Source organism: Pseudovibrio sp. M1P-2-3 (assembly GCF_031501865.1).
Classification (GTDB): Bacteria; Pseudomonadota; Alphaproteobacteria; order Rhizobiales; family Stappiaceae; genus Pseudovibrio; species Pseudovibrio corallicola.
The window spans coordinates 4,342,870-4,366,173 of record NZ_JARRCW010000001.1; the positions used below are offsets into that span (position 1 = coordinate 4,342,870).

Sequence of the window (23,304 nt, forward strand, 5' to 3'; positions counted from 1 at the left end):
GGTTCAGCTTTACTTATTTGCTTTCAACAGCTGCCTTGTCGCCCTCAGCGTTTGCAGAGAACACTTCCACTTTGGTGTTCTCTTTCAGCTTTTCGATGTTTTCTTTGAACTTCTGAGCCATGATTTCTTGCGTAAGCTGACCTTCTACCTGTTCAAAGGCAGGAGCAGGCTGCTGACGTTTATCTTCACTCTTAATGATGTGATAACCGAACTGGGTTTTCACAGGCTCTTTTGTATAGGAGCCCGGCTTAAGCCCAAAAGCAGCTTTCTCGAACTCTGGAACCATCTGGCCTTTACCAAAGTAACCTAGTGACCCACCATTTGGACCGCTTGGACCCGTAGACTTTTCTTTGGCCAATTCTTCAAAGTTTGCGCCTTTGTCCAACTGAGCAATGATACCGTTTGCCTCTTCTTCTGAATCAACCAGAATGTGACGTGCAGAAACCTCTTCCGAGCCTGCAAAGTTTTCGAACTTTTTACCGTAAGCGTCTTTCAGCTCGGCCTCAGTAATTGTTCCTTGGATATTTTTCTGGAAATAAGCATTCTGTAGGGCGCGTAGGCGCTCCAAATTCATCGCGCGTTTAAATTCTTCTGTTTTATCCAGACCTTCTTTTTCAGCTTCATTAGCGAAAAGGGTCATCTCAACAAGCACATCAGTGAGCACACCACGCCACTGTGTTGGTGGCACCTGTTGGAGTTGCTGGGCATAATCGCGTGCAGCTAATGCAATGTCAGCTTCAGTAATAGTTACATCACCAACTTTTGCCACGACCGCATTGGGGTCTTTCTCCTGGGCATTTGCGACACCAAGACACAATACAAAAGCGGCAGCAGCAACAGTGCCTTTAAGTGGTCTGGAAAGGGCTAAAGTCATGTTTTTCTCTTTCTCTGGATGCCATCAGAATAATCACTGTAATCAAAAAAGGTTGATCCAATAGCAACGTCACGATGATAAAGCGCAGTTTGCAACGGTTGTTAGCGTTGACAACCACATCCCCCCAACTTATCTGTCAATCGCCCGGTTCTTTTCGCTTACATGCTTAATCCGCTGGGGCAACCGACTGACTCGCTTGGGGTCTGAGGCTGCATAAATCAGAAATATGAAGATTTCTAGGTTGTAGCTGATCGATTGATCTAGCACACCTGACAAAGGAAGGTCCGCATATGGTGGGGCTCGGCGCACTCGCCCGTAAAATTTTTGGTTCTGCGAATGACCGCACGGTTAAGGCTCTCAGACATAAGGTCACGGCTATCAACGCCCTTGAGCCTGAAATGCAAGCGCTTAGCGATGAGCAACTGAAAGCGAAAACCGAAGAATTTCGAAGCCAGCTGGCAGCAGGCGCGAAACTGGATGACCTGCTCATACCAGCTTTTGCAGTAGTGCGAGAAGCATCCCGGCGCGTTCTTGGCCTTAGACAGTATGATGTTCAGCTCATTGGTGGCATGGTTCTTCACGCCGGCCAGATTACCGAAATGCGTACAGGTGAGGGTAAAACCCTTGTGGCCACGGCTCCGGTTTACCTCAACGCCTTGACAGGCAAGGGTGTTCACGTTGTGACAGTGAACGACTACCTTGCCTCTCGTGACGTTGAGTGGATGGGGCAGGTCTACCGCTTCCTTGGTCTGACAACCGGTCTGATTGTTCATGGCATTAGCGATGAAGAGCGTGGAGACGCCTACAAAGCTGACGTAACTTACGGCACCAACAACGAATTCGGCTTCGATTACCTGCGCGACAATATGAAGTATGAGCGCGAATCAATGGTTCAGCGACCGCATCATTTCGCGATTGTGGATGAGGTGGATTCCATTTTGGTCGACGAGGCCCGTACGCCTCTTATCATCTCAGGGCCACTGGAAGATCGTACTGATTTTTACAACACAATCGACACGTTTATTCCAAAGCTTACGGATGAGGATTTCGAGCTGGACGAAAAAGCCCGCTCGGCGACTTTCACCGAACATGGTAACGAAAACCTTGAGAACTTGCTTTCTGATGCAGGGCTTCTCAAAGGCGATTCGCTGTATGATGTAGAGAACGTGTCCACAGTTCACCACCTGCAGCAAGGTTTGAAAGCCCATAAGCTTTTCCAGCGGGATCGTGATTACATCGTTCGCAATGATGAAGTTATTATTATTGACGAATTCACCGGTCGTATGATGCCCGGTCGCCGCTTCTCTGAAGGTCTACACCAAGCGCTAGAAGCCAAAGAGAAAGTTGCGATCCAGCCAGAAAATCAGACGCTAGCCTCCATCACCTTCCAGAACTACTTCCGCATGTACGATAAGCTAGCCGGTATGACCGGTACAGCCATGACGGAAGCCGAAGAGTTCATGGACATCTATGGCTTGGAAGTGATCGATATTCCGACGAACAAGCCTATCAAGCGTGTTGATGAGGACGATGAGGTCTACCGGACTGTTGATGAAAAGTTCAACGCTATTTTGCATCTTATTGATGAATGCCGCGAGCGAGAACAACCTATTCTGGTTGGTACCACATCTATCGAAAAGTCGGAGATTCTGGCCCAGCAACTTCAAAAGCATGGCTATAAGCAAGCGGACCTTTCTGACGCCAATGCCTTTGCTGCGCTTTATGCTGACCGCGAAACTTCCAAGAACGCAAAAATCTTTGCCGTTCTGAACGCCCGTTACCACGAGCAGGAAGCTCAGATTATTTCTCAGGCCGGCATTCCAGGGGCCGTCACCATCGCGACCAACATGGCTGGGCGTGGTACGGATATCCAGTTGGGCGGTAACCTTGAGATGCGCATTGCCGCCGAGCTTGGTGATATGCCTGAAGGTGCTGAGCGTACAGAAAAAGAAGAAGCAATCGGCAAAGAGTTCGAAGTTCTCAAAGAACGCGCACTAGCCGCTGGTGGCCTCTACGTTGTCGCAACAGAGCGCCATGAAAGTCGCCGGATTGACAACCAGCTGCGGGGCCGTTCCGGTCGTCAGGGAGATCCCGGTCACTCCAAGTTCTTCCTGTCTCTCCAGGATGACCTGATGCGCATTTTTGGATCAGACCGCATGGACTCCATGCTGCAGAAGCTGGGATTAAAAGACGGAGAAGCTATCATCCATCCTTGGATCAACAAGGCATTGATGAAGGCGCAGCAAAAGGTTGAAGCTCGCAACTTCGACATTCGTAAAAACCTGCTAAAGTTCGACGATGTTATGAACGATCAGCGTAAGGTTGTTTTCGAGCAGCGTCTTGAAATGATGGATGACACCGTTGTGGCTGAAGCTGTAGCGGAAATGCGAGAAGAAACCGTAGAAGGTCTCGTTGCACTCCACATTCCAGAAAAGGCATATCCTGAGCAGTGGAATACAGAAGGCCTTCAGAAAGAAGTCGAAGAAAAGCTTGCTCTGCAGTTGCCAGTTGTTGACTGGGCCAACGAGGAAGGTATTGCCGACGAAGAGGTGGAATCCCGCATTAAACGCGCCGCCGCTGAAGCAATGGCTGCAAAAACCGCCAACTATGGTGCAGATGTGATGCGCCAGATCGAAAAAGCGGTCCTGTTGCGAAGCATTGACAACTTATGGCGCGAGCATCTGGCTAATCTGGATCATCTGCGCGCCGTTGTTGGCCTCCGCGGCTACGCGCAGCGTGATCCATTGCAAGAGTATAAGACAGAGTCCTTCTCTCTCTTTGAATCCATGCTGGCAAACCTTCGCGAAACCACCACAACACAATTGATGCATGTGGAGTTAATGCAGCAGCAGCCCCCGGAGCTTCCAACGAACGCTGAATTGCCGGAAATGCACGGCCATCACGTGGACGCAACTACCGGTGAAGACGAGTTCGCGCTTGCTGATCGCCAGTTGGCACAAATTCGAGCGGAGCAGGCACCAAATGGCCGCAACCCTCAAGACCCTGAAACATGGGGCAAGGTGGGACGCAACGAGCCATGTCCGTGCGGCTCGGGTAAGAAGTTCAAACACTGCCACGGCAGCTTGGTATAACAAGACTCAAAAAGGCCGGTTTTCCGGCCTTTTTATTTGCTTCCTATAATATGCGTCATGACTTTTTCAAATCATCAAACTTGTATTCTTAAGGCGTTAAGATTGCAGTATTTCTCTTGGATCAGCCCCAAAGTTATTTAAACCTTTACTGCCCGGTACAAATAGAATTGCTAGACTAAATATCCAACCTATATACGAAATAAGGGATACAAGAACAAACCAACCAGAGAAATTAAAAACACGAATCCTTTGTGTCTGGATTGCAGTACCTGCAACAATAAAGAGACCTACGACAGGGGTAAGAAGTACCAAGGCAAGAGAGCGTAGGACGTAGCTCATACGATTGCGCCTACTGGGAAAACGAAAACAATAAAAATGGTCGTAAAGTCATACTCTGGGTAATGTTCTATTTTAGTGCATAAAAAAGGCCGCCTGTTTTCTCAACGGCGGCCTTTTGTAGAAAAGGCGGTGGTTATCCCTGCTCGATCACCACTTTCGTACCAATATCCACTTGCTCATAAAGATGCTCAACATCGCTATTCAACATTCTGAAACAGCCGGAAGACACAGCCTTACCGATTGACCAAGCCTCATTTGTTCCATGAATGCGGTAGATGGTAGATCCCAGATACAATGCACGCGCACCCAGAGGGTTTTCAGGTCCACCCTTCATATATGAAGGAAGCTTACGCCCCTTTGCGGCCTCACGGCGGCGCATTTCTGGTGGCGGTGTCCAACCCGGCCATTTAGCTTTGCGGGTCACTTTCTCATTGCCCGACCAACGGAACCCATCACGGCCCACGCCAATTCCATAGCGCATAGCCTTGCCCTTGGATTGTACGTGATACAAGTATCGGCCCTTTGTATCAACGATGATTGTGCCCGGCTCTTCATCGGTACGATAACGTACAAGTTTGCGCTTATATTTACGCTTAACCGAAGCTTCCATGAACCGCGGATCTTCACGGTATACGATCCACTTGCTTTGCTGCGGATCCCAATATTGCCCTGCCTCACTTGAAATCGGCATGACAAAAAAGGAGCTGACAGTAAGCAGCAGTGTTAAAATAAATATCCGAATCCCCGACAACATTTTTCCCCCAACGAAAAATCGAATTCACGCTTTACTGTGAAATACTATATGTCCTACGCTTGAGAACACGGCTCAAGCCATGAAAATTCTTCGTGATTGTTCATAGAACAATCCCGCCTGCTCAAGTATGCTTGTTTTAGTCTGGCAAATGTACAAGTTACGGCGCGTCAGTAAACTGCTTTCATATGCAGTCTCTACGATTTTTGAGTGTAAATGAAACTATCAACAACTTATCAATAGAATTTACCATGAGATTACGCAAAGACATCTAAGTATTCAAATTTAATAAAAAACAATGTTTTGGAGGCACTATGGACGAGATCATTTCCACCCAGACATCCTGTCTGCCCTATTCAAAAGCTGGTAATGGCAAAAAAGCGCCAGCTATTTTTATTCATGGCTTCGGGTCGGATGCAACTTCTTGGAGACCACTCCAAACAACATTGGAAGCCAAGCGAGAAACAATTGCCTTTGACCTGCCCGGCCATGGGCGCGCCCTCAACTGGCCCGAGATTGGAAGCCCGGGCAGCGCCGCCAAGTCCGTTGCTAGCTCCCTGAAAGCACTCAACTTGCACCGCGTCCATCTGGTTGGGCACTCCATGGGGGGAGCTATTGCTTGTTTGATTGCCATGAGAAGCCCTGAAATTGTGGCGAGCCTCACTCTTATTGGTCCCGGGGGATTTGGTGAAGAGATTAACGGTGCGGTTCTTCAGCAATACGCAGCTTCCAAAACTGCAGAAGCACAAGACGAAGTGCTTCATCACTTCTTTGGAAAGGGTCATAAAATTCCATGGAAAATTTCCGCTCACCTCGCAAACGAGCGAGCTCGTAAGGGCGCGATAGAGGCACTTGAAAAAGTTCACGGAGCATTTTTAAAGGCTGAAGGCCAAGGTGTGCTTCCCATAGAAAAACTGGGCGATATGAGCTTTCCCATTAAACTTCTTTGGGGAACAGACGATCAAATTCTGCCCTACTCTCAAACGAAGGCCATTCCCGCCAACATTGCGCTGCACAGCTTTAAGGGGGCGGGCCACATGCTGCAATATGAACACCCGAGGCAGGTGGCTTCTCTCATTTTGGAAAATACACGCTGAACAAGAAGTAAATAAGGCTGCCAGAATGCGGCAGCCTTTTCAAAGTCCAGATTAAGCTGCACGAACCTTTTGAAGGAATGCGGTGACTTCACTGCGAATATGACCGGCTTCATCAGACAGCACAGTAGCAAGGCTGGATACGGTATCTCCAGAGGCCCTTGAAGCTTGAGAGGCCTGCGCAACCGTCTTCATTGCTTCTGCCCCTCTCAAAGCACTTTGATTCGCATTGGCCACATTTTCAGATATGGAAGAGACTGCTGCATTTTGCTGTTCCACAGAGGCGGCAACTGCTGATGCAATCTGGTTCATCTCCTCAATGACATTTCCGACATCCCCGATGGCTTCAACAGCATTGGCTGAGGCCTCCTGTATCGAGCCAACCTGAAGCGCGATCTCCTCGGTTGCCTGTGAAGTCTGGTTGGCAAGCTGCTTGACCTCGGCCGCGACAACAGCAAAGCCTTTGCCATGCTCCCCTGCCCGCGCAGCTTCAATTGTAGCATTCAAAGCAAGCAGGTTGGTCTGGTTAGCAATTTCCCTGATCAAATTAACTGCATCTCCAATATGGTCTGCTGCCTCACTCAAGGAGTGCATTGTAAGCGTCGTGGACTTTGAACCTTCCATAGCCCTGCCGGCGACCCGCGAGGTTTGATCTGTCTGACTGGCAATCTCGTTAATGGACATCGCCAGCTCTTCCGTTGCAGAGGAGGCACTTGAAACATTCACTGTTGCCTCTTCCACTGCCCGTCCAGCATCACCAGCTTCATTCAGAACATTATTAGCCGATTTCTCTACATCCTGAGAAGCGGAGCTCAGCCCCTCAGCCGCTCCATCAAGGCCTTTCAGAGCTCTACCAATGGATGTTTCAAATTCAGCAATCAACTGATCAATATTCTGGGCCCGAGCTGTTCTGCTAGCACTTTCACGATCTCTTGCAACTTCCAGATCTTTTCGTTCAATTAAGCTTTGGCGAAAGAAGGTAACAGCCTGAGCCATGGACGCTAGCTCTCTTCCGCCCTTATCCTCTTCAACGATGACTGTTGTTTCCCCCTTCGCCAGTTTCACCATCGCTTTCCGAAGTTGGCTCAAAGGTTGCATGATACTGCGGGTAATTAGCAAGCCGATTATGAGGGAAAGAGCCGCAATGATACCAATCAAAGTAAACGAAACAATTTGCACTTGGCCTGCAATTTCATTTCGCTGTATTGTTGCAGATTCAGCGCCCTGAATTGCCGCAACTTGAAGGGCTTCCAAACGAGGTGGAAGCAGATCAAACAGGTTGGTTAAGAGGGTCGAGGCAGAATCTTGTTGCTTAATTAGGTCCGTATAGGCATCGAATGCCTGACGGTAAAACTTCATATTCCCATCTATGATCTTAATAGCTGCAGGGTTCAGATCCACTCGCCCTATGTTGCGTTCGAAACGGGAAAAGGCAACTTCAAAATCACCCAGATTAACATCACTGTGTGTGAGCTGGAAAGCCAGCTCCTGTTGTTTAACCTCTGAAAGAGATGAAATAAGTTTAAGCTCATTTGGATCTTTGGTGCGCCGGGTGTTTTTGGCGAGTTCATTTTGGGCAAGATTAAACTTATTGGACAGCACTGCCCGCAGGCCGGAGTCGCCATCGAAACCGACCTGCTCCTGTAATGCGTAGAGCTGGTTGAAAGCACCTTTAATACCTTCAAAGGTGTCCTTTGCATCATCTACTTCCAATGCATACTGCTCTGCAACCGTTAGAGAGCGGAGATAAGACAACGCGGAAAAAGCAACTTCCAGCTCCTGAAAAAATTTCTCTTTCAAACTGGCGCTTGGATTAAGCTGGTACGAATTCTGGATAGACTGCAAAGCTCCGGCCTTGGCGGCAACAGAACGGGAATAGGCTGCAAGCTCCGAATAGCTTTCTGCAGTTTCCGTTGCGTCCCGTGTTTGCTGTTGTCCCCATGTGTAACCACCAGCAATCAACCCTATACCCAACATGGCCACAACCGAGAGAGACAATACCCGCGCGCGAATGCTAATTGAACCCAACCAACCCCGAACGCTCGCCAGTTTCCGTTTCATTTCCAACCCCACACAATCAAATGCATTAACCGTGAAACTACCTTAAGAATTTCTAATATTGGCAACCACTTGTATTTACAAACTACTTAAATATTAGTTAGTAATCCTGACATTCCGCACCACAAACTGTATGGACAGGCGACCAATCAATAAGAAGGATCTACTCAGATGGCACGCTTTGTCCCCCTCATCCCTGCCGCCTTCGTTTTGATATGGTCTACGGGCTTTATTGGTACAAAACTGGGCTCACCCTATATTGAACCGTTCGTATTCCTTTCACTGCGCTTTTTCCTAGTGATTCCGTTACTTATCATTTTGATTTTTGCCCAAGGTCATAGTCTCAAACTGCCATCAAGCCAGATTTATCACTCACTGATTGCTGGAGTAGTTATTCATGGGGTTTATCTTGGAGGCGTTTTTTGGGCCATTGCCAACGGTATGCCCGCAGGCATAACAGCCATGACCCTTGGCCTTCAGCCACTTTTCACAACACTGGCAGCCAAAGCGTTGCTGCATGAGCATATTTCCCTCAAGCAGTGGCTGGGAATCGCCCTAGGGGTTGTCGGACTGGCCTTTGTTATTATTCCTAAACTTGGCATCGGTGTGAACGATATTCCCCCGGTCACCGTTCTCGCTGCACTTATTTCAGTTATTGGTATTTCCTTGGGAACTGCGTTTCAAAAGCGCCTTTCTGCAGATACAGATCTGATTACGGCAACCTTCTATCAATATATCGGCGCACTTCTGGTTGTTTTGCCCCTTTCGGCGACAGAAACTTGGCAGATCGACTGGAGTTGGGAGCTCATATTTGCACTGGGCTGGTTGGTAATTGTTCTTTCACTTATCGCCATTCTCCTACTGATGGTTCTTATTAAGAAGGGGGCCGTCTCACAAACTGCCTCATTATTCTATCTGGTCCCCGTAGCCACCGCGATAGAAAGCTACTTCATGTTCGAAGAAACGCTCGTTGCCACCCAGTTCGTTGGCATGGCCGTTATTGTGGGTGCTATTCTTTTGTGCCGTCCTGCGCCACAGAAGAGGCAGCTTGAAGGAGAGCCTTACTCTTCTTGAACTTGCCGATATTTCGTTGCCGTAGGATCGCCGCATTAAACTCACCCCCGATGATGAAAATTGCAGCGGTCAAATACATGAAAATTAAAGCAGTCATAATACCGGCAAGACCTGCGTATAGGGATACATAGTGGGCAAAGTTTGCGAGATAAATCCCGAAAGCCGACCCAAAGCCAACCCATAAAAAAACCGTCAAAAACACGCCCGGCAGAACTTCAAGTACCCCTCGTTTGCCATTGGGCAGCACCAAATGGGCTACAAAAAGCGCAATGATCAAAAGAACCGAAGTTCCCCCATAGCGAATAATATTGGCGTGATAGTCAAGGTTGGCCAGATGCGGAATAAGTTTGGTCGCCTCGCTCCAGACCAATGGCCCGACAATTATCAGCAGCGTAAAAATCATCAGCACAATAGAACCGATAAGAACAGCGATAATTGATTGTACACGGCACCAGATCCAGCTTCGAGTTTCCTTCACCCTATAGGAGCGATTAAGCGCGGCCCTCACTGCTTCAACTCCATTAGATGAAAACCAGAGCGTCACAATCACACCGAATGTTAAAAGATCTCCCCGCGGCTGGGTGAGGACACTATCGATTTCCGAGGAAACAGGACCTGCAACCTGTTTTGGCCAAGCCTCAAAAATAAGATCTGTTGCCATCTCTGCAACATCATGAAACCCGATAAAGCCTGAAAGAGCTGCGACAAAAATGAGAAACGGAAAAATCGCCATCAATGATGACAACGCCACATGACTGGCAATAGCAGGCCCGTCATCGTCAATAAAATGACCGATAGCATCTGCAACGATTGCATATCCAATACGCAGGTATTTCCAGAAAGTCATTGGCTCACAATAAAATTTATTTGTATCAGTTTGACTGCATGAGCATAACCTAGCCAGCCTTGATCCAAAAGTTAAGCCTACCACCAAAGGTCCATTGAATTATTCCTGCATCCCATTAGTGTTGCAGCGCACAATTCTTTCGGACGGAGCAGAGGGAGGCTGACCGTGCCTATGGCAACAGAACAAGCATTGAAAAACAACACAGAACATGCGGCACTTCGTAAAGAGACACTAAGTGGTCTGGACAAGCTTCTCGAAACAGCAAAAAAGCGGGTCAAGAAGCGCGTATTAGCCGATGGGAAAATCTCCGCAGCATTGGTCGAAAAAGAGCAACGGGCAACACATGGGATTGCATGGCTTGCCACCTACGTGGAAGCGCTGCGCCAACTGGACCTTTATGTAGACCGGATGACCGCAAAAGGCCAATTCGGAGAGGTTGAGGACCTCATTGTACGCATTGGATTTGCTGAATATACAGGACAGTTTTTTGGCGGTGTTCCCATCAGCCAAAGCGAAATGTTGCGCTTGAGTGATGTTGGGTTAACCCCTGTAGATATTGCCGAACACTATACCGCGGAAGTTCAGGAAGCTATTGCTCACGGGTCTACCCCTGAAATCCGTGCGGAGCTGGCCAAACATATCGCCCATATGGAAGGCAATGCCTCAATTGGGGCCACAGGTCTGGATGAGACCTACGAGCAAATTCGTGACGAAATGCGCAAATTTGCTGAAGCTGAAGTGCTGCCCCATGCCCATGAGTGGCACCTGAAAAATGACTACATTCCTATGGAAGTTCTTTCAAAAATGGCGGAACTGGGGGTCTTTGGGCTCACCATCCCTGAGGAATATGGCGGTCTTGGCCTTGGCAAAGAATCCATGTGTGTGGTCTCTGAAGAACTCTCAAGAGCATACATTGGCGTTGGCTCTCTTGGCACACGTTCTGAAATCGCTGCCGAGTTGATTTTATGCGGGGGAACCGACGAGCAGAAAGCAAAGTGGCTTCCAGCCATCGCCTCCGGTGAAGTCTTGCCCACAGCAGTCTTTACCGAGCCAAACACCGGTTCTGATCTGGCGTCCTTGAAGACACGCGCGGTGAAAGAGGACGGGAAGTGGAAAGTCTACGGCAACAAGACTTGGATCACCCACCCGGTACGCGCCGACATTATGACACTTCTGGCCAGAACCAACCCCGATGAAAAAGGGTACAAGGGTCTTTCCATGTTCATTGCTGAAAAGCCACGGGGAGACGATGAGACTCCCTTTCCGGCTGAAGGTATGACCGGCGGTGAAATTGAAGTGCTCGGTTACCGTGGAATGAAAGAGTACGAAATTGCATTTGACGGTTTTGAAGTTTCAGAGGAAAACCTGCTTGGGCAAAAAGAAGGCCACGGTTTCAAGCAGCTGATGCAAACGTTTGAATCCGCACGTATTCAAACCGCAGCCCGTGCTATTGGTGTTGCTCAATCCGCTTTTGATCTTGGCTTGCGCTATGCCCAAGAGCGCATTCAGTTCGGAAAACCACTTCTGAGCTTCCCGCGTGTAGCCGATAAACTGGTTATGATGGCCGTTGAGATCCTGATTGGGCGTCAGCTCACCTACTTCTCCGCATCTCAAAAAGACAGTGGTCGCCGTTGTGACTTGGAAGCTGGTATGGCCAAACTGCTGGGTGCCCGCATAGCATGGGCCAATGCGGATAATGCTCTGCAAATTCATGGTGGTAACGGCTTTGCACTTGAGTACCCCGTCTCTCGCGTGCTGTGCGATGCCCGTATTCTTTCAATCTTTGAAGGAGCAGCGGAAATTCAGGCACAGGTAATTGCACGCCGGCTTTTGGAAGAAACTGAACTATAAAAAATTGACCGAGCCTGCTCAGGCAGGCTCGGTGCCCCCATGATGAAAGGGTGGCTGAACTGACAGATTGCGTCACCACCCCGCTTGTTAGAGGCTGAAGCCAATTTCATCAGTTTGTAGTGGGGGACAATGCCACAAAATAGTATTTCTATCTTAGCCCTATCCATTCTTATGGCTGCAGCTGCCCCACCTACAGCACTATCTGCTGGTTTAACACAGCTACATGGCCCTGATGATGGCCTGATCAGACTCGTCCCCCTCCCAAAGAATATGAGAGGTTCTATACCTCGGGTAAAGCCACCACAAGTGAACCAAAAAAATGACTTCCGCCTTCTTGAGCATAAAGATCCGGAGAAAGTATCTCCCTTAAAGCCACTTGTATCCAAACTCCGTGGTCTGGAAGTTTAACCACATAAAGTGGTTAGGCAGCCAACGGGTAAGCCTCTTCCACCAGATATGGGCCGCCCCCAACAGTTTCTTTTGCGGAATAAAGTACGAAACGGCCCGCAATAAAGGGCTCTGCCTGAAACGACCCATTAAGACTAAGCCATTTTGCAACTTCTTCCGGTCCGGTTCTCCTGACACGTGCAAGCGTTACATGGGGCGTATATTTACGCCTTTCCGCTTTTAAGCCTATGCGCTGAAGAATACGTTCCTGTTCGGATTGTAGTTCGTACAAATCTTCACTCGGAATAACGCGGGCCCAAACAGCATGAGGTTTCCCGTTACCAAAGACGCCCAGACCATCCAGATGAATGGTGAGAGACTTACGCCGGATCCGGTCCAGTTCACACATAACATCCTCGGCAACCCGGTCATCAATATCACCGATAAAACGTAAGGTTATGTGATAATTTTCGGGATCTATCCAGCGGGCACCGCGTAAACCACCTCGAAGCATGCTCAGCTTGGAACCAATATTTGAGGGAACCTCAAATCCGGTAAACAGTCGGGGCATCACTCAACCCTCCGCTCACTTCACTGCTGATCCTAAAATCATGCCTCTTTAATTTAAATAGTACAAGCAAATTTCTTTAAGTTGTTCAAATGGTGAACAAAAGCGCATGATCCCAAACGTAGTAACCAAAGAAAATGCCGGAGGCCCAAAGGGCACTCCGGTAAAAAAATGGAACTCAAATGAGAATCAGCCGCCCCGATCAGGGGCAGGGATTGGAGTAAAGCAGATGGATATCGTTGATCCTCTGTTCAATCTCCGCTGTCATTTCAAAATCACCGGCATCAATATTGATCTTGAGCTGCTCCAGATTGGTTGCCCCGATAATCACCGAAGTTACAAAGGAGCGCGACTTTACAAAGGCAAGAGACATAACTGTAGGGTCTATACCCAGCTCTGCCGCCAGATCCAGATACGCATTGATCGCAACTTCTGCTCCTGGGGTCTCATAGCGGCCCAGCCGTTGGAACAGCTGTTTACGAGATCCCTTCGGCAAGGCCCCGTTACGGTATTTTCCTGTAAGGTAGCCCTGTGCCAAAGATGAATATGCCAACAACCCTACATCTTCCCGAAGAGCAACTTCTGCAAGGCCAACGTCAAATTTGCGGCTGACCAGAGAATAAGCATTTTGAATGGATTGAACGCGTGGTAGGCCCTTGGCTTCGGACGCCTGCAGGTACTTCATCGTACCCCATGCGCTTTCGTTGGAGAGGCCAAAGTGGCGAATTTTACCGGCTTTCACCAGTTCCTCCATCACTTCCAGCGTGGACTCGATCGAGTTTTCATCTTCTGCGGGCTCAACATCTCTCCAGATGGAAGGATTGGAACCGAACTGGGAGACATTCCGGTCTGGCCAGTGGATTTGATAGAGATCGATATAATCACTCTGCAAACGCGTCAGAGACGCATCCACCGCTTCCATAATCTGCGCACGATTCAACTGTGCTGGGGAGCCATCTTCGCGAAACCAAGTATTTTGTGAACGCCCAACAATTTTGGTTGCTAAAATAACCTGATCGCGATTGCCTCTTTTTTTGAACCAGGTGCCAATAATCTCTTCGGTGCGCCCTTGGGTCTCCGGCTTGGGAGGAATTGCATAAAGCTCTGCCGTATCAAATAAATTAATCTGGCGCTCCAGCGCCATATCCATTTGGGCATGACCTTCTGCTTCGGTGTTCTGTTCCCCAAAAGTCATTGTTCCTAGGGAAATACTACTGACGTTCAAGTCAGTACGTCCAAGTTTGCGGAATTCCATTCTTCACCTATTAGCGGCCAAGGCCACACACGATCTCACTGAGCCTCTTGAAAAAACAAGCGGCAAAAAAACTATTCAAACTTCCAAAAGCTCCGAAATGGGCCAATGAAGAGCTTTTCCTTTTACTCGCCCTTCAAACACGGTGTCATCCGTTTATTGGTTTGATTTAGTGGAACTCATCAGTTTTTCAACTGACGGCAAGATATTTTCGACAATCACGCTTACACCTTCCGGCGTTGGGTGAATCCCGTCTGCCAGATTCAAAGAGGGGCGGGCAGCTACTCCTTCCAGAAAAAATGGAAACAGGGCAACTTGATACTTTTCAGCAAGCTCCGGGTATATTCTGTTAAACTGGGAGCCATAGTCCTCCCCCAGATTAGGAGGTGCCATCATTCCAGCAAGCAGCACCAATATATCCCTCTCAAGCAACCTATTAAGCATTTTTTGAAGGTTGGAACGTGTAATTTGCGGTTCCACGCCCCGTAAGGCATCATTTGCTCCCAGTTCAAGGATGACAATGTCCACATCCTCTCCGATGGACCAATCCAGTCTGGCGAGGCCACTGGATGTTGTGTCTCCTGAAACAGCTGCATTCACAACTGTAACTAAATGGCCCTTTTCCCGAAGTGCGTTTTGTAACTGAGCTGAAAAAGAATCTTGCGCATCCAGCAGGTATCCAGCAGATAGGCTATCGCCGAAGGCAGCAATTTTGAGAGCCTCTTCGGCATAGGTCTGAATAGTAGACCCCAAATACAGCAGTACCAGCAGAACTGCCGTTCTACATTTCATCCTATGCATATGCAATATAGTTTGACTCCCCACTGGATGTCCTCCAAGTAAACCACCATATGTTATTGGTTCCAGCACTATACAAGTGGTTCTATGAGTTTAAGCAATTTAGCCGGTTGAACTCTTGTAAAGATTACCACAAGTGCCTGATACCACGATAATATGCCATGTTGATTTTAGTCTGCACCTTTAGAGAGCCCTTCCAATGAAAAGTAAAAGTGCTGTTTCGCTTCAAGATGTTCATCTAAGTCTCGGGCAAGGGGCCGGACGGGTGCACATTCTAAAGGGCATTACCCTTAATATCGAAAAAGGACAGAGTGTTGGACTTATTGGCCCTTCTGGGTCGGGCAAATCAACTCTTTTGATGGTGATGGCGGGTTTGGAGCGCTCGAATCAGGGAGAGGTTATCGTTGCCGGAGAAGAACTCAATTCCCTATCTGAAGATGAACTGGCGCAGTTTCGAGGAAGAAATGTTGGCATCATTTTCCAATCATTTCACCTCATTCCCAACATGACTGCTTTAGAAAATACCGCCATTCCACTGGAACTGGCAGGGCATCAGGATGCTTTTGAAAAGGCGACCAAGGAGTTGGAGGCCGTCGGGTTGAAAGATCGACTGTCCCATTATCCCTCTCAGCTTTCAGGCGGGGAACAGCAACGTGTGGCCGTTGCCCGAGCTCTTGTTTCCAACCCCGAGATTCTCATTGCGGACGAACCCACCGGAAATTTGGATGAGGCAACAGGAAAGCAAATTGTTGACCTGATGTTTTCCGCTCAAAAACGTAAGAACATGACCATGATCCTTGTTACTCATGATCCTTCTCTTGCGGATAAATGTGAGCGCAAAATCGCTGTCCGCTCCGGTAGCATTTCCGAAGAAACCCAGGAGTATGGTGAGGCTTCCAATGGTTGAAACGGATACGCATAAAGCTGGCATCAAGCTAGCGCTCCGCTTTGCCCTGCGTGAAATGCGCGGAGGGTTGAAGGGGTTTTATATTTTTATTGCCTGTATCGCACTTGGCGTTACTGCCATTGCAGGTGTTGCCTCCGTGTCGCGTGCTCTGACCGAAGGTATTTTGCAAGAAGGACAATCCATTCTGGGCGGTGATATCTCCTTCTCGGTTGTCCATCAGAAACTTGAAGATCAAGAGACACAGTTTTTGGAAGATCTGGGTCCTGTCTCGCAAGTCGCAACATTAAGGGCGATGGCCCGTACACCGGATGCTAGGGACCAAACCCTTGTTGAATTGAAGTCAGTGGATGACTTCTACCCTCTTTATGGCACCGTGCGTCTTGAAAGTGGGCAAGACCCTACAAAGGCCCTTGCCGCTCAAGCTGGAGACTTCTGGCCCGGCGTTGCGGACCCTTCTTTATTAACTCGGCTGGATTTGTCGGTGGGGGATACAATTAATGTAGGTCGTATTCTCGTAAGAATTGTTGATAGGATCACAGCAGAACCCGATAAGCTCAGTGGCGGCCTGTCCATTGGCCCCCGATTAATGATCTCGCAAGAAGCTCTACAGGCCAGCGATCTTTTACATCCGGGAAGTCTTGTCCGTTACCATTACCGGCTCCGCTTTAACCAACCTGTAAGTGACGCACAAATCATAGATGTCATTGAGAGTGCAAAACAACAGTTTCCAAATGCCGGGTGGCGAATTCGCTCACGCACCAACGCAGCCCCCAACCTTCAAAGAAACGTGGAGCGCTTTGCCCAGTTTCTAACCCTGGTGGGCCTTACATCTTTGATTGTTGGCGGTGTTGGCGTGGCAAACGCTGTGCGCAGCTATCTGGAGACAAAAAAGGAGGTTATCGCCAGCCTTAAAAGCCTAGGGGCTTCCGGAGACTTCGTTTTCCAGATCTATCTCATCCAGATTCTCATCCTTGCCTCAATTGGCATTGTAATTGGATTGTTTTTCGGGGCAATCGTACCCTTTATTGCCATAGAAGCACTGTCCAATGTCCTACCAATTGAAGCAGCTCCTTCTATTTATCCTGCCCAACTTTTCCTTGGACTGGTTTATGGCCTATTAACGGCTCTAACCTTTGCCATTTGGCCTTTAGGGCGCGCGCACGATGTACCTCCAACGGTTTTGTTCCGCGATCAGGTGAGTACCCGCTTCCGCTATCCTCGACTTCGTTACATTGTCGCAACGCTGATAACCGTGAGTGTTTTGATTGGGCTGGCAATGGTTTTAGCCTACCAAATTGAAATCGCGGTTGTTTATCTGGGAGCAACAGTGATTGCCTATTTGCTGCTCCTCATCGTCGCGCGGCTCATCATGTGGGCTGCAAGCAAAGCTCCAACACTTCGGTCCACCGAATGGCGTCTCGCAATTTCCAATATTCATCGCCCCGGGGCTCTAACTCCATCGGTGGTTCTCTCTTTAGGATTGGGGCTCACGCTTCTGGTTGCTCTTGCCCTTATCGACGGAAATATTCGGCAGGAGCTCACCCAGACAGCAAATGAGAAGGCCCCAAGCTTCTTCTTTATGGATATTCAAAACCATGAGAAAGCGGCCTTCGATCAGCTCATCGCAACTCAAGCCCCATCCAGTACCATTGAAACAGTTCCTATGCTGCGAGGCAGACTGACAAGTCTGCGTGGTATCAAAGCCGAAGACTTTCCCCCGCCCCCTGATGATGGATGGGTTTTACGCGGAGACAGGGGAATCACTTATTCTGAAGTACTTCCTGAAAATTCAACGCTTACAGACGGAAAGTGGTGGCCACTTGATTATACCGGAGAGCCGCTTGTTTCTTTTGACTGGGAAATCGCCCAGAATCTGGGCCTGAAAATTGGCGATATGATCTCGGTAAATGTTCTTGGCCGAGAAATATCCGCACGAATTGCCAACTTAAGGACTGTTGATTGGCAGTCATTGTCCATCAACTTTGTCATGGTCTTCTCTCCAAATACATTTGCAGGAGCCCCTCATACGCATCTGGCAACCGTCGCCTGGGAGGACGCTGTTCCACTAGAAAAAGAACTCAACCTCCTTAAACAGGTTTCTCTATCGTTCCCGACAATTACTGCAGTTCAGGTGAAGGACGCAATTACTCAAATAAATAACCTGATTTCACAACTTTCCTGGGCAATTCGCGGGGCCTCCTCCATCACTTTAATTGCGAGCATCCTAGTTCTTGGAGGAGCTTTGGCCGCAGGCCATAAACACAGGATTTATGATGCCGTTATCCTCAAAACCCTTGGCGCAACAAGAGCACGGCTGATCTATGCATATTTCCTCGAATACATGATTTTAGGGATGTCTACAGCAGTGTTTGCACTGCTTGCAGGCAGCCTGTCCGCCTATTTTGTCATGACCGAGGTGATGAATGGAACGTTCACCTTGATGCCGGGGACTGCCATTGCCGCCATTACCGGAGCGCTTTTATTCACAGTTGGCTTTGGATTGTTCGGCACATGGAGAGTACTGGCAGAAAAGCCGGCGCCGGTACTGCGAGACCTATAGAAATACCTAGTATTTTTCAAAGGGAGCCCGACAAAGGCAAAGAGTTGGGGAGGTTAGAGAAGAACAAGTTCTTCTCCTCTCGTCTTTGTTCCTCGTTTAAACAGTATTATCCTTAGAAGAAGAAAAGGCCATTCCTGTGAGAACTTCGTCGCTTTCGATAACATCTGACGGAAAATTGAGAAAATGCTCCCTTGTCTTGCGCCAGTAATCAGCCCATATTTAGATCAAGAAGTAGCTGCGCGAATAGTCGCGCAGCATTCCTTGTCTAAAAGAGAGGTTCTACATGTCGACCTTCGACCGCAATAACACTCAGCGGTACGGTATGGCCGGCGCTCGCGCCGATGCAGGCGCATATGACGCTGGTTTACGCGCCTACATGCTCCGCGTATACAATTATATGGCGTTGGGCCTTGGCATAACCGGCGTCTTAGCGATCGCAACCTTCAATCTGGCTGTTACCAATGGTCAACTGACCGAACTGGGTGTCGCCCTTTACACATCCCCACTTCGTTGGGTCGTGATGCTGGCTCCACTGGCTATGGTATTTTTCCTGAGTGCTCGCATTCATAAAATGAGTGCTTCAAGTGCCCAGACTACTTTCTGGGTTTATGCAGCCTTGATGGGCGTATCGCTCTCCTCCATCTTTATGGTGTACACTGGTAACTCCATCGCACGTGTTTTCTTCATCACAGCAGCTTCTTTTGGTGGCCTTAGCCTATTCGGCTACACAACCAAGAAGAACCTGTCTGCATGGGGCTCTTTCCTGTTCATGGGATTGATCGGTATTGTGATCGCCATGTTGGTGAACATCTTCCTTCAATCTTCTGCTCTACAGTTCGCAATCTCCACGATTGGTGTTCTGGTATTTGCTGGTCTGACAGCCTATGACACACAGCAGATCAAGGAAATGTACTCCTACTCCGATGATGGGGAAGTTGCTGGCAAAAAAGCAATTATGGGTGCCCTGCGCCTCTATCTGGATTTCATCAACCTGTTTATTATGCTTCTGTCTTTATTCGGCAGCCGCGACTAAAACAGTCTTGAAAATCAATAACCTAAAAACCCGGAGCCTTGCTTCGGGTTTTTTGTTTTGCGGCTGCCCTTCCTTTCTCCAATCTCACTGCGAAGACCTTAATCAAGCTGAATATAGACGGCAATCCATGTGCCAACCCCCGCCAATAATGAGGGGTTACCATTGCTGAGAAAGGTGTAAAACTCAGTTTGTATGAAAGTGAGTTTACATTTCACGTTAGAGCACTTCGCGTTCATTCGCATTCACGCTGTGCACTCTAACTTATTTATTTTGAGCGAATTCTTGTCGTTGATTGAACCCAATCAAACGGAACGCGCTCTAAAACCTATCGGTCGCCATAAGTTATGAGGAGGAGCAAAACAGTCCGATAGAGTGCAGCCAGTTTTCTTTAAATTTTCAAGCTTGATCAAACAATTTAAGGCAAAGGACTTACTCTCTCCATGTTGAACCTTGCAACCCGCTGGAACGTTTCCTATTCCAAATCAAATGATGGAAAAAAGGGGGGGCTTCCCCCTGCGCGTGTTGACCAAGACATTGACAACAATATTAAAATCGAGGTTATTAAGGAAGTCAGATGGCTACGCCTAGAATATGCGATTGATGTAAAAGTACTCTCCTCAAGAGAACTCAACCTTAAGTTCAATTATCGTGCTTTAGGGCCAGTGCATAGTTCGGGGCCAAGCTTAAAAATACTCGAATACAAAAACCATTTTGGTCAAAGATATAGTCCGATTAGCGGACCAATTTCTCGAACGGGGACAAGTAGACAGTTCTCGAAGGAAATTATTCTTCCCCACCCTCCCTGCGAGGGAGCAGAGTACCGGCTTGCATTCGAGTTTCGAAAACCAGTAACATTCTGGCTGGACAGTTTTGAGCTTAAAAGTGGTAAACAAACTGCTTCGCAGAATGTTAAAGCACTCCAGCTTGACCCGTTGAAAACTCCCCCAAAAATTCCCTATAGAAGTTTTAATAGCCAAACCTCAAAGTTATTACGTTCTTTGAACGATGATATGAATAACCAGTTAAGAAAAGATCCCGCTTCATGGGTTCGAAATATGACCTTTATTGCTTTAGAAATTGAGGACTACAAAACAGCACATAGGCTTACAAAGTACTTTCTTCAAAAATTTAGGGGCAATACTGAAGCCCTCAAAGATAGTCAGGATGTACTTTTAAAGACCCTTGTTGGCGTAGGCGATTTGAAAACAGCTCTGAACTTTCTCAGGCATATTGCTTCGTGCACAGAGCTTTCTGACAGCTCTCACCAACTGGCGCATACTTTGTGTCCCCCCGAAGACAATTCGCATGCCACGGACTATATACTGCCCTCTGGCAAAGTTGATGTTTTCAATTTATCGAGACGCTTGGAAAAAAGAAAAGACATAACTTTTCACCAAATGCTCGTTGCGACGCCAAAAGGTCCTGATGCATTTTTGTTATGGGCAAACTACTATTTGCACCAGTGCGAAGAAGATTATGTTCGCCAAACCAATCTATTTTTGGAGCACTTTAACTCTCCAATTTCTGTGAGTTTGGGAAGTTATAGCGATAACATACTGGGCCGGCTAAATTTTAATAAGAAGGCCCCCCTAAAAAAACTTAAAAAAAAGCCATTGGTCAGTATTATTATTACAACTTACAACAATGAAGCTACAATTGAACACGCAATAGGCTCCCTCCTGAGACAAGATTACAGTAATATTGAAATTTTGATCTGTGATGATGGAAGTACCGACAGCACACAAACCGTTATAAATGGATATGAATGCAATAAACGTGTGCGCATATTTTCCAGTAAATCAAATCAAGGTCCCTATAATATTAAAAATAAAATGATTGAGAAATCTAAAGGTGACCTAGTTACTTTTCACAGCTCTGATGCGATCGCTCTTCCACACCGAATAACCCAACAGGTTTTTGAGATAACTGATAACGGTGCTCAGGTATCAATGGCAAGTGGGCTAAGAATTAAAAAAGATGGGCACTACCTCGTACTCAAAAACGGATCATTTCTACAAGATTGTCTAAATAGTCTTATGTTTTCAAAGGATACCTTTGGCTCCTTCGGCCCCTATAGGGAAGTCCTTTATGGAGCTCAATCCGAGTTTTATGAGCACCTGAAAAATGCGCTTCATCCAAGCCATTTCACCATATTGAAAGAGCCACTTATGTTTTTTCTTTGGGATAGCCCCTCCTTGGCAGGGATCAGAGGACTTGAAGTTGACGAGATCGGGTTCCTAGCAAAATCAAGAAGAGAGTACTCCGCAATTTCCGGTAGGCAACGGACCCTCGGAACCGACCTTGTACCAGATGAGCAAGTACTCAACATCATGAAAAGTGAGGGGCTTTATCGGCAACCTCAACCAGTAGAAGAAGTCCACTAGGATATTTCAGTTATGATTATCGCAAATGTTGCCACTTATTCTGCGCGGGAAGGAAATCGCCGCGAGGCTCTTGATTCGATAGCTTGTCAGGTTGACGTTATAAACGTCACTCTGAACGGATATAAACAAGTTCCCTCTGACCTACGTACTTTAAAAAATGCCAATTTCTATTTCCCAGAAGCTGACCTTAAAGACGTTGGCAAATTTGCGTTCCGTGTTGAAGAGCATGACGATGTTTTTTTGTGTGATGATGATATTATCTACCCTAGCGCTTATACTGAAACGCATATGCGCATACGCGAAGAAATCGGCATAGATGATATTATCCTCGGCGTTCACGGGGTCATTTATTCTGACTACTATGACGGCATGAAACGAAGCGGCCGTCTGGTCCAAGTTTTTCATCACGAACTGGACTGTCACGAGCAGGTCAATCAACTTGGCACAGGGACGGTTTACGCCAAAGGCGCGCAACTACCTTCATTGCAATTTATGCGAGGTTCAGGCGGTTATGTAGATATTAGATTTGCCCGCTTTGCATTTAAGAACAGCTACCCTCTGGTATGTATTAGGCGACAAGCAAACTGGTTACAAGAAGTAACGAATGATGAAACCTTGTATCTATCGGTAACAAGCCAACTCCCTACAGAGGCTTTAGTAGAGATTCAGGATTTCTGCGGGCTTAGTCGACTAGAGAGCGAGCTGGCATGATAATTGAAAAAGAGAGAACCTATATCGATATAAACCTCAAATATGAGGGCCGGAAGGCTATAATTAGCGAGAGAGATCCTAAAGACCGCATTTTTAAAACGATTGCCCAATCCAAACAGTTTTACGAGCGGATCCTACTTAATTATTTATACCATCTTGCGATGCCAGATTGGGTATTTATCGATATTGGGGCTCATATTGGCAACCACAGTGTATTTTTTGGCTCCATATTGGGACTGCAAGGGTATTCATTTGAAGCGAATACAGAAACCTACCAAACGCTTCAGCACAATATTAGGCAAAATGGGCTGGAAGGATCTGTCGCTTACTTCAATAGAGCTATAGGCCATAAACAGGGCCGAGGATCTTTGATTAAAAGTACGAAGGCCCATAATTCAGGTATGTGCCGCTTCCAAAATACGTCTACCGGTGACATAGAAATGACCACTATAGACGCACTCCACCTTCCTAAACTTGATTTGCTGAAGATTGATGTAGAGGGTTATGAGTTGAACTGCCTCCTTGGCGCCAAGTCTACTCTCATAAGGACAAAACCCTTGATTGTTATTGAAATAATTGAAACTGAAAACTTTTTGGAAATAAAAGATTGGTTACGGCCCTACGGCTACCAGCCAATGAGGAGATATAACAGTACTCCAACTTATATTTTTTCTACACAACCCAGAAGCTTCTATGAGTACTCGTAAAAGAGTCAGTTCAGGCA

18 protein-coding genes are annotated in these 23,304 nt (G+C 47.5%); 10 read left to right on the plus strand and 8 right to left on the minus strand.

Annotated features, from left to right (window positions below):
• Window positions 1-13 precede the first annotated feature (13 nt).
• A complete protein-coding gene (locus P6574_RS19145) occupies window positions 14-874 on the minus strand; it encodes a peptidylprolyl isomerase (RefSeq protein ID WP_310621815.1) in 861 nt (286 codons plus the stop codon).
• A gap of 290 nt (window positions 875-1,164) precedes the next feature.
• Here P6574_RS19145 and secA point away from each other — a divergent pair, with 290 nt between their 5' ends.
• On the plus strand, window positions 1,165-3,966 hold the full coding sequence (gene secA / locus P6574_RS19150; RefSeq protein ID WP_310621816.1) for a preprotein translocase subunit SecA: 2,802 nt from the start codon (window positions 1,165-1,167) through the stop codon (window positions 3,964-3,966).
• A 96-nt stretch (window positions 3,967-4,062) separates the two neighbouring features.
• On the opposite strand, the gene P6574_RS22185 is transcribed toward secA, so the two are convergent.
• Together P6574_RS22185 and P6574_RS19155 are read right to left on the minus strand one after the other, a co-directional pair.
• Window positions 4,063-4,305, minus strand: a complete 243-nt coding sequence (locus P6574_RS22185) for a DUF805 domain-containing protein (protein ID WP_405048121.1) — start codon at window positions 4,303-4,305, stop codon at window positions 4,063-4,065.
• Between the two features lie 133 nt (window positions 4,306-4,438).
• Window positions 4,439-5,059: a L,D-transpeptidase gene (locus tag P6574_RS19155; RefSeq protein ID WP_310621817.1), complete on the minus strand. Its 621-nt coding sequence runs from the start codon at window positions 5,057-5,059 to the stop codon at window positions 4,439-4,441.
• A 311-nt stretch (window positions 5,060-5,370) separates the two neighbouring features.
• On the opposite strand from P6574_RS19155, the gene P6574_RS19160 reads away from it, so the two are divergent.
• Window positions 5,371-6,153, plus strand: a complete 783-nt coding sequence (locus tag P6574_RS19160; protein ID WP_310621818.1) for an alpha/beta fold hydrolase — start codon at window positions 5,371-5,373, stop codon at window positions 6,151-6,153.
• 51 nt (window positions 6,154-6,204) lie between these two features.
• Here P6574_RS19160 and P6574_RS19165 read toward each other — a convergent pair whose 3' ends face one another.
• The gene (locus P6574_RS19165) at window positions 6,205-8,211 is read right to left on the minus strand and encodes a methyl-accepting chemotaxis protein (protein ID WP_310621819.1); all 2,007 of its coding nucleotides are present in this window, start codon (window positions 8,209-8,211) and stop codon (window positions 6,205-6,207) included.
• A 168-nt stretch (window positions 8,212-8,379) separates the two neighbouring features.
• On the opposite strand from P6574_RS19165, the gene P6574_RS19170 reads away from it, so the two are divergent.
• Entirely contained in the window at window positions 8,380-9,282 is a 903-nt protein-coding gene (locus P6574_RS19170; protein WP_310621820.1) for a DMT family transporter, read from the plus strand.
• Here the strand turns inward: P6574_RS19170 and P6574_RS19175 are convergent.
• On the minus strand, window positions 9,218-10,129 hold the full coding sequence (locus P6574_RS19175) for a YihY/virulence factor BrkB family protein (protein ID WP_310621821.1): 912 nt from the start codon (window positions 10,127-10,129) through the stop codon (window positions 9,218-9,220). The genes P6574_RS19170 and P6574_RS19175 overlap by 65 nt on opposite strands.
• 171 nt (window positions 10,130-10,300) lie before the next feature.
• On the opposite strand from P6574_RS19175, the gene P6574_RS19180 reads away from it, so the two are divergent.
• The gene (locus P6574_RS19180) at window positions 10,301-11,980 is read left to right on the plus strand and encodes an acyl-CoA dehydrogenase family protein (protein ID WP_310621822.1); all 1,680 of its coding nucleotides are present in this window, start codon (window positions 10,301-10,303) and stop codon (window positions 11,978-11,980) included.
• Between the two features lie 421 nt (window positions 11,981-12,401).
• Here P6574_RS19180 and thpR read toward each other — a convergent pair whose 3' ends face one another.
• From thpR to P6574_RS19195, 3 genes are all read right to left on the minus strand, one after another.
• The gene (gene thpR, locus P6574_RS19185; protein ID WP_310621823.1) at window positions 12,402-12,938 is read right to left on the minus strand and encodes an RNA 2',3'-cyclic phosphodiesterase; all 537 of its coding nucleotides are present in this window, start codon (window positions 12,936-12,938) and stop codon (window positions 12,402-12,404) included.
• Between the two features lie 199 nt (window positions 12,939-13,137).
• Complete coding sequence (locus tag P6574_RS19190; RefSeq protein ID WP_310621824.1) at window positions 13,138-14,190, minus strand: aldo/keto reductase; 1,053 nt, start codon at window positions 14,188-14,190, stop codon at window positions 13,138-13,140.
• A gap of 153 nt (window positions 14,191-14,343) precedes the next feature.
• A complete protein-coding gene (locus P6574_RS19195; RefSeq protein ID WP_310621825.1) occupies window positions 14,344-14,979 on the minus strand; it encodes an arylesterase in 636 nt (211 codons plus the stop codon).
• A gap of 205 nt (window positions 14,980-15,184) precedes the next feature.
• Here P6574_RS19195 and P6574_RS19200 point away from each other — a divergent pair, with 205 nt between their 5' ends.
• From P6574_RS19200 to P6574_RS19225, 6 genes are all read left to right on the plus strand, one after another.
• On the plus strand, window positions 15,185-15,892 hold the full coding sequence (locus tag P6574_RS19200; RefSeq protein ID WP_310621826.1) for an ABC transporter ATP-binding protein: 708 nt from the start codon (window positions 15,185-15,187) through the stop codon (window positions 15,890-15,892).
• The gene (locus P6574_RS19205; RefSeq protein ID WP_310621827.1) at window positions 15,885-18,452 is read left to right on the plus strand and encodes an ABC transporter permease; all 2,568 of its coding nucleotides are present in this window, start codon (window positions 15,885-15,887) and stop codon (window positions 18,450-18,452) included. The genes P6574_RS19200 and P6574_RS19205 overlap by 8 nt, the downstream gene beginning before the upstream one ends.
• Window positions 18,453-18,735: 283 nt before the next feature.
• Window positions 18,736-19,485 carry a Bax inhibitor-1/YccA family protein gene (locus P6574_RS19210; protein ID WP_310621828.1) on the plus strand — a complete coding sequence of 250 codons (750 nt, stop codon included), beginning with the start codon at window positions 18,736-18,738 and terminating at the stop codon, window positions 19,483-19,485.
• Window positions 19,486-19,925: 440 nt separating this feature from the next.
• The gene (locus P6574_RS19215) at window positions 19,926-21,869 is read left to right on the plus strand and encodes a glycosyltransferase family 2 protein (protein ID WP_310621829.1); all 1,944 of its coding nucleotides are present in this window, start codon (window positions 19,926-19,928) and stop codon (window positions 21,867-21,869) included.
• Window positions 21,870-21,881: 12 nt separating this feature from the next.
• Window positions 21,882-22,580, plus strand: coding sequence for a hypothetical protein (locus tag P6574_RS19220; protein WP_310621830.1), 699 nt, complete (start codon window positions 21,882-21,884; stop codon window positions 22,578-22,580).
• The gene (locus P6574_RS19225) at window positions 22,577-23,287 is read left to right on the plus strand and encodes an FkbM family methyltransferase (protein WP_310621831.1); all 711 of its coding nucleotides are present in this window, start codon (window positions 22,577-22,579) and stop codon (window positions 23,285-23,287) included. Before P6574_RS19220 ends, P6574_RS19225 begins: the two co-directional genes overlap by 4 nt.
• Window positions 23,288-23,304: the final 17 nt, after the last annotated feature.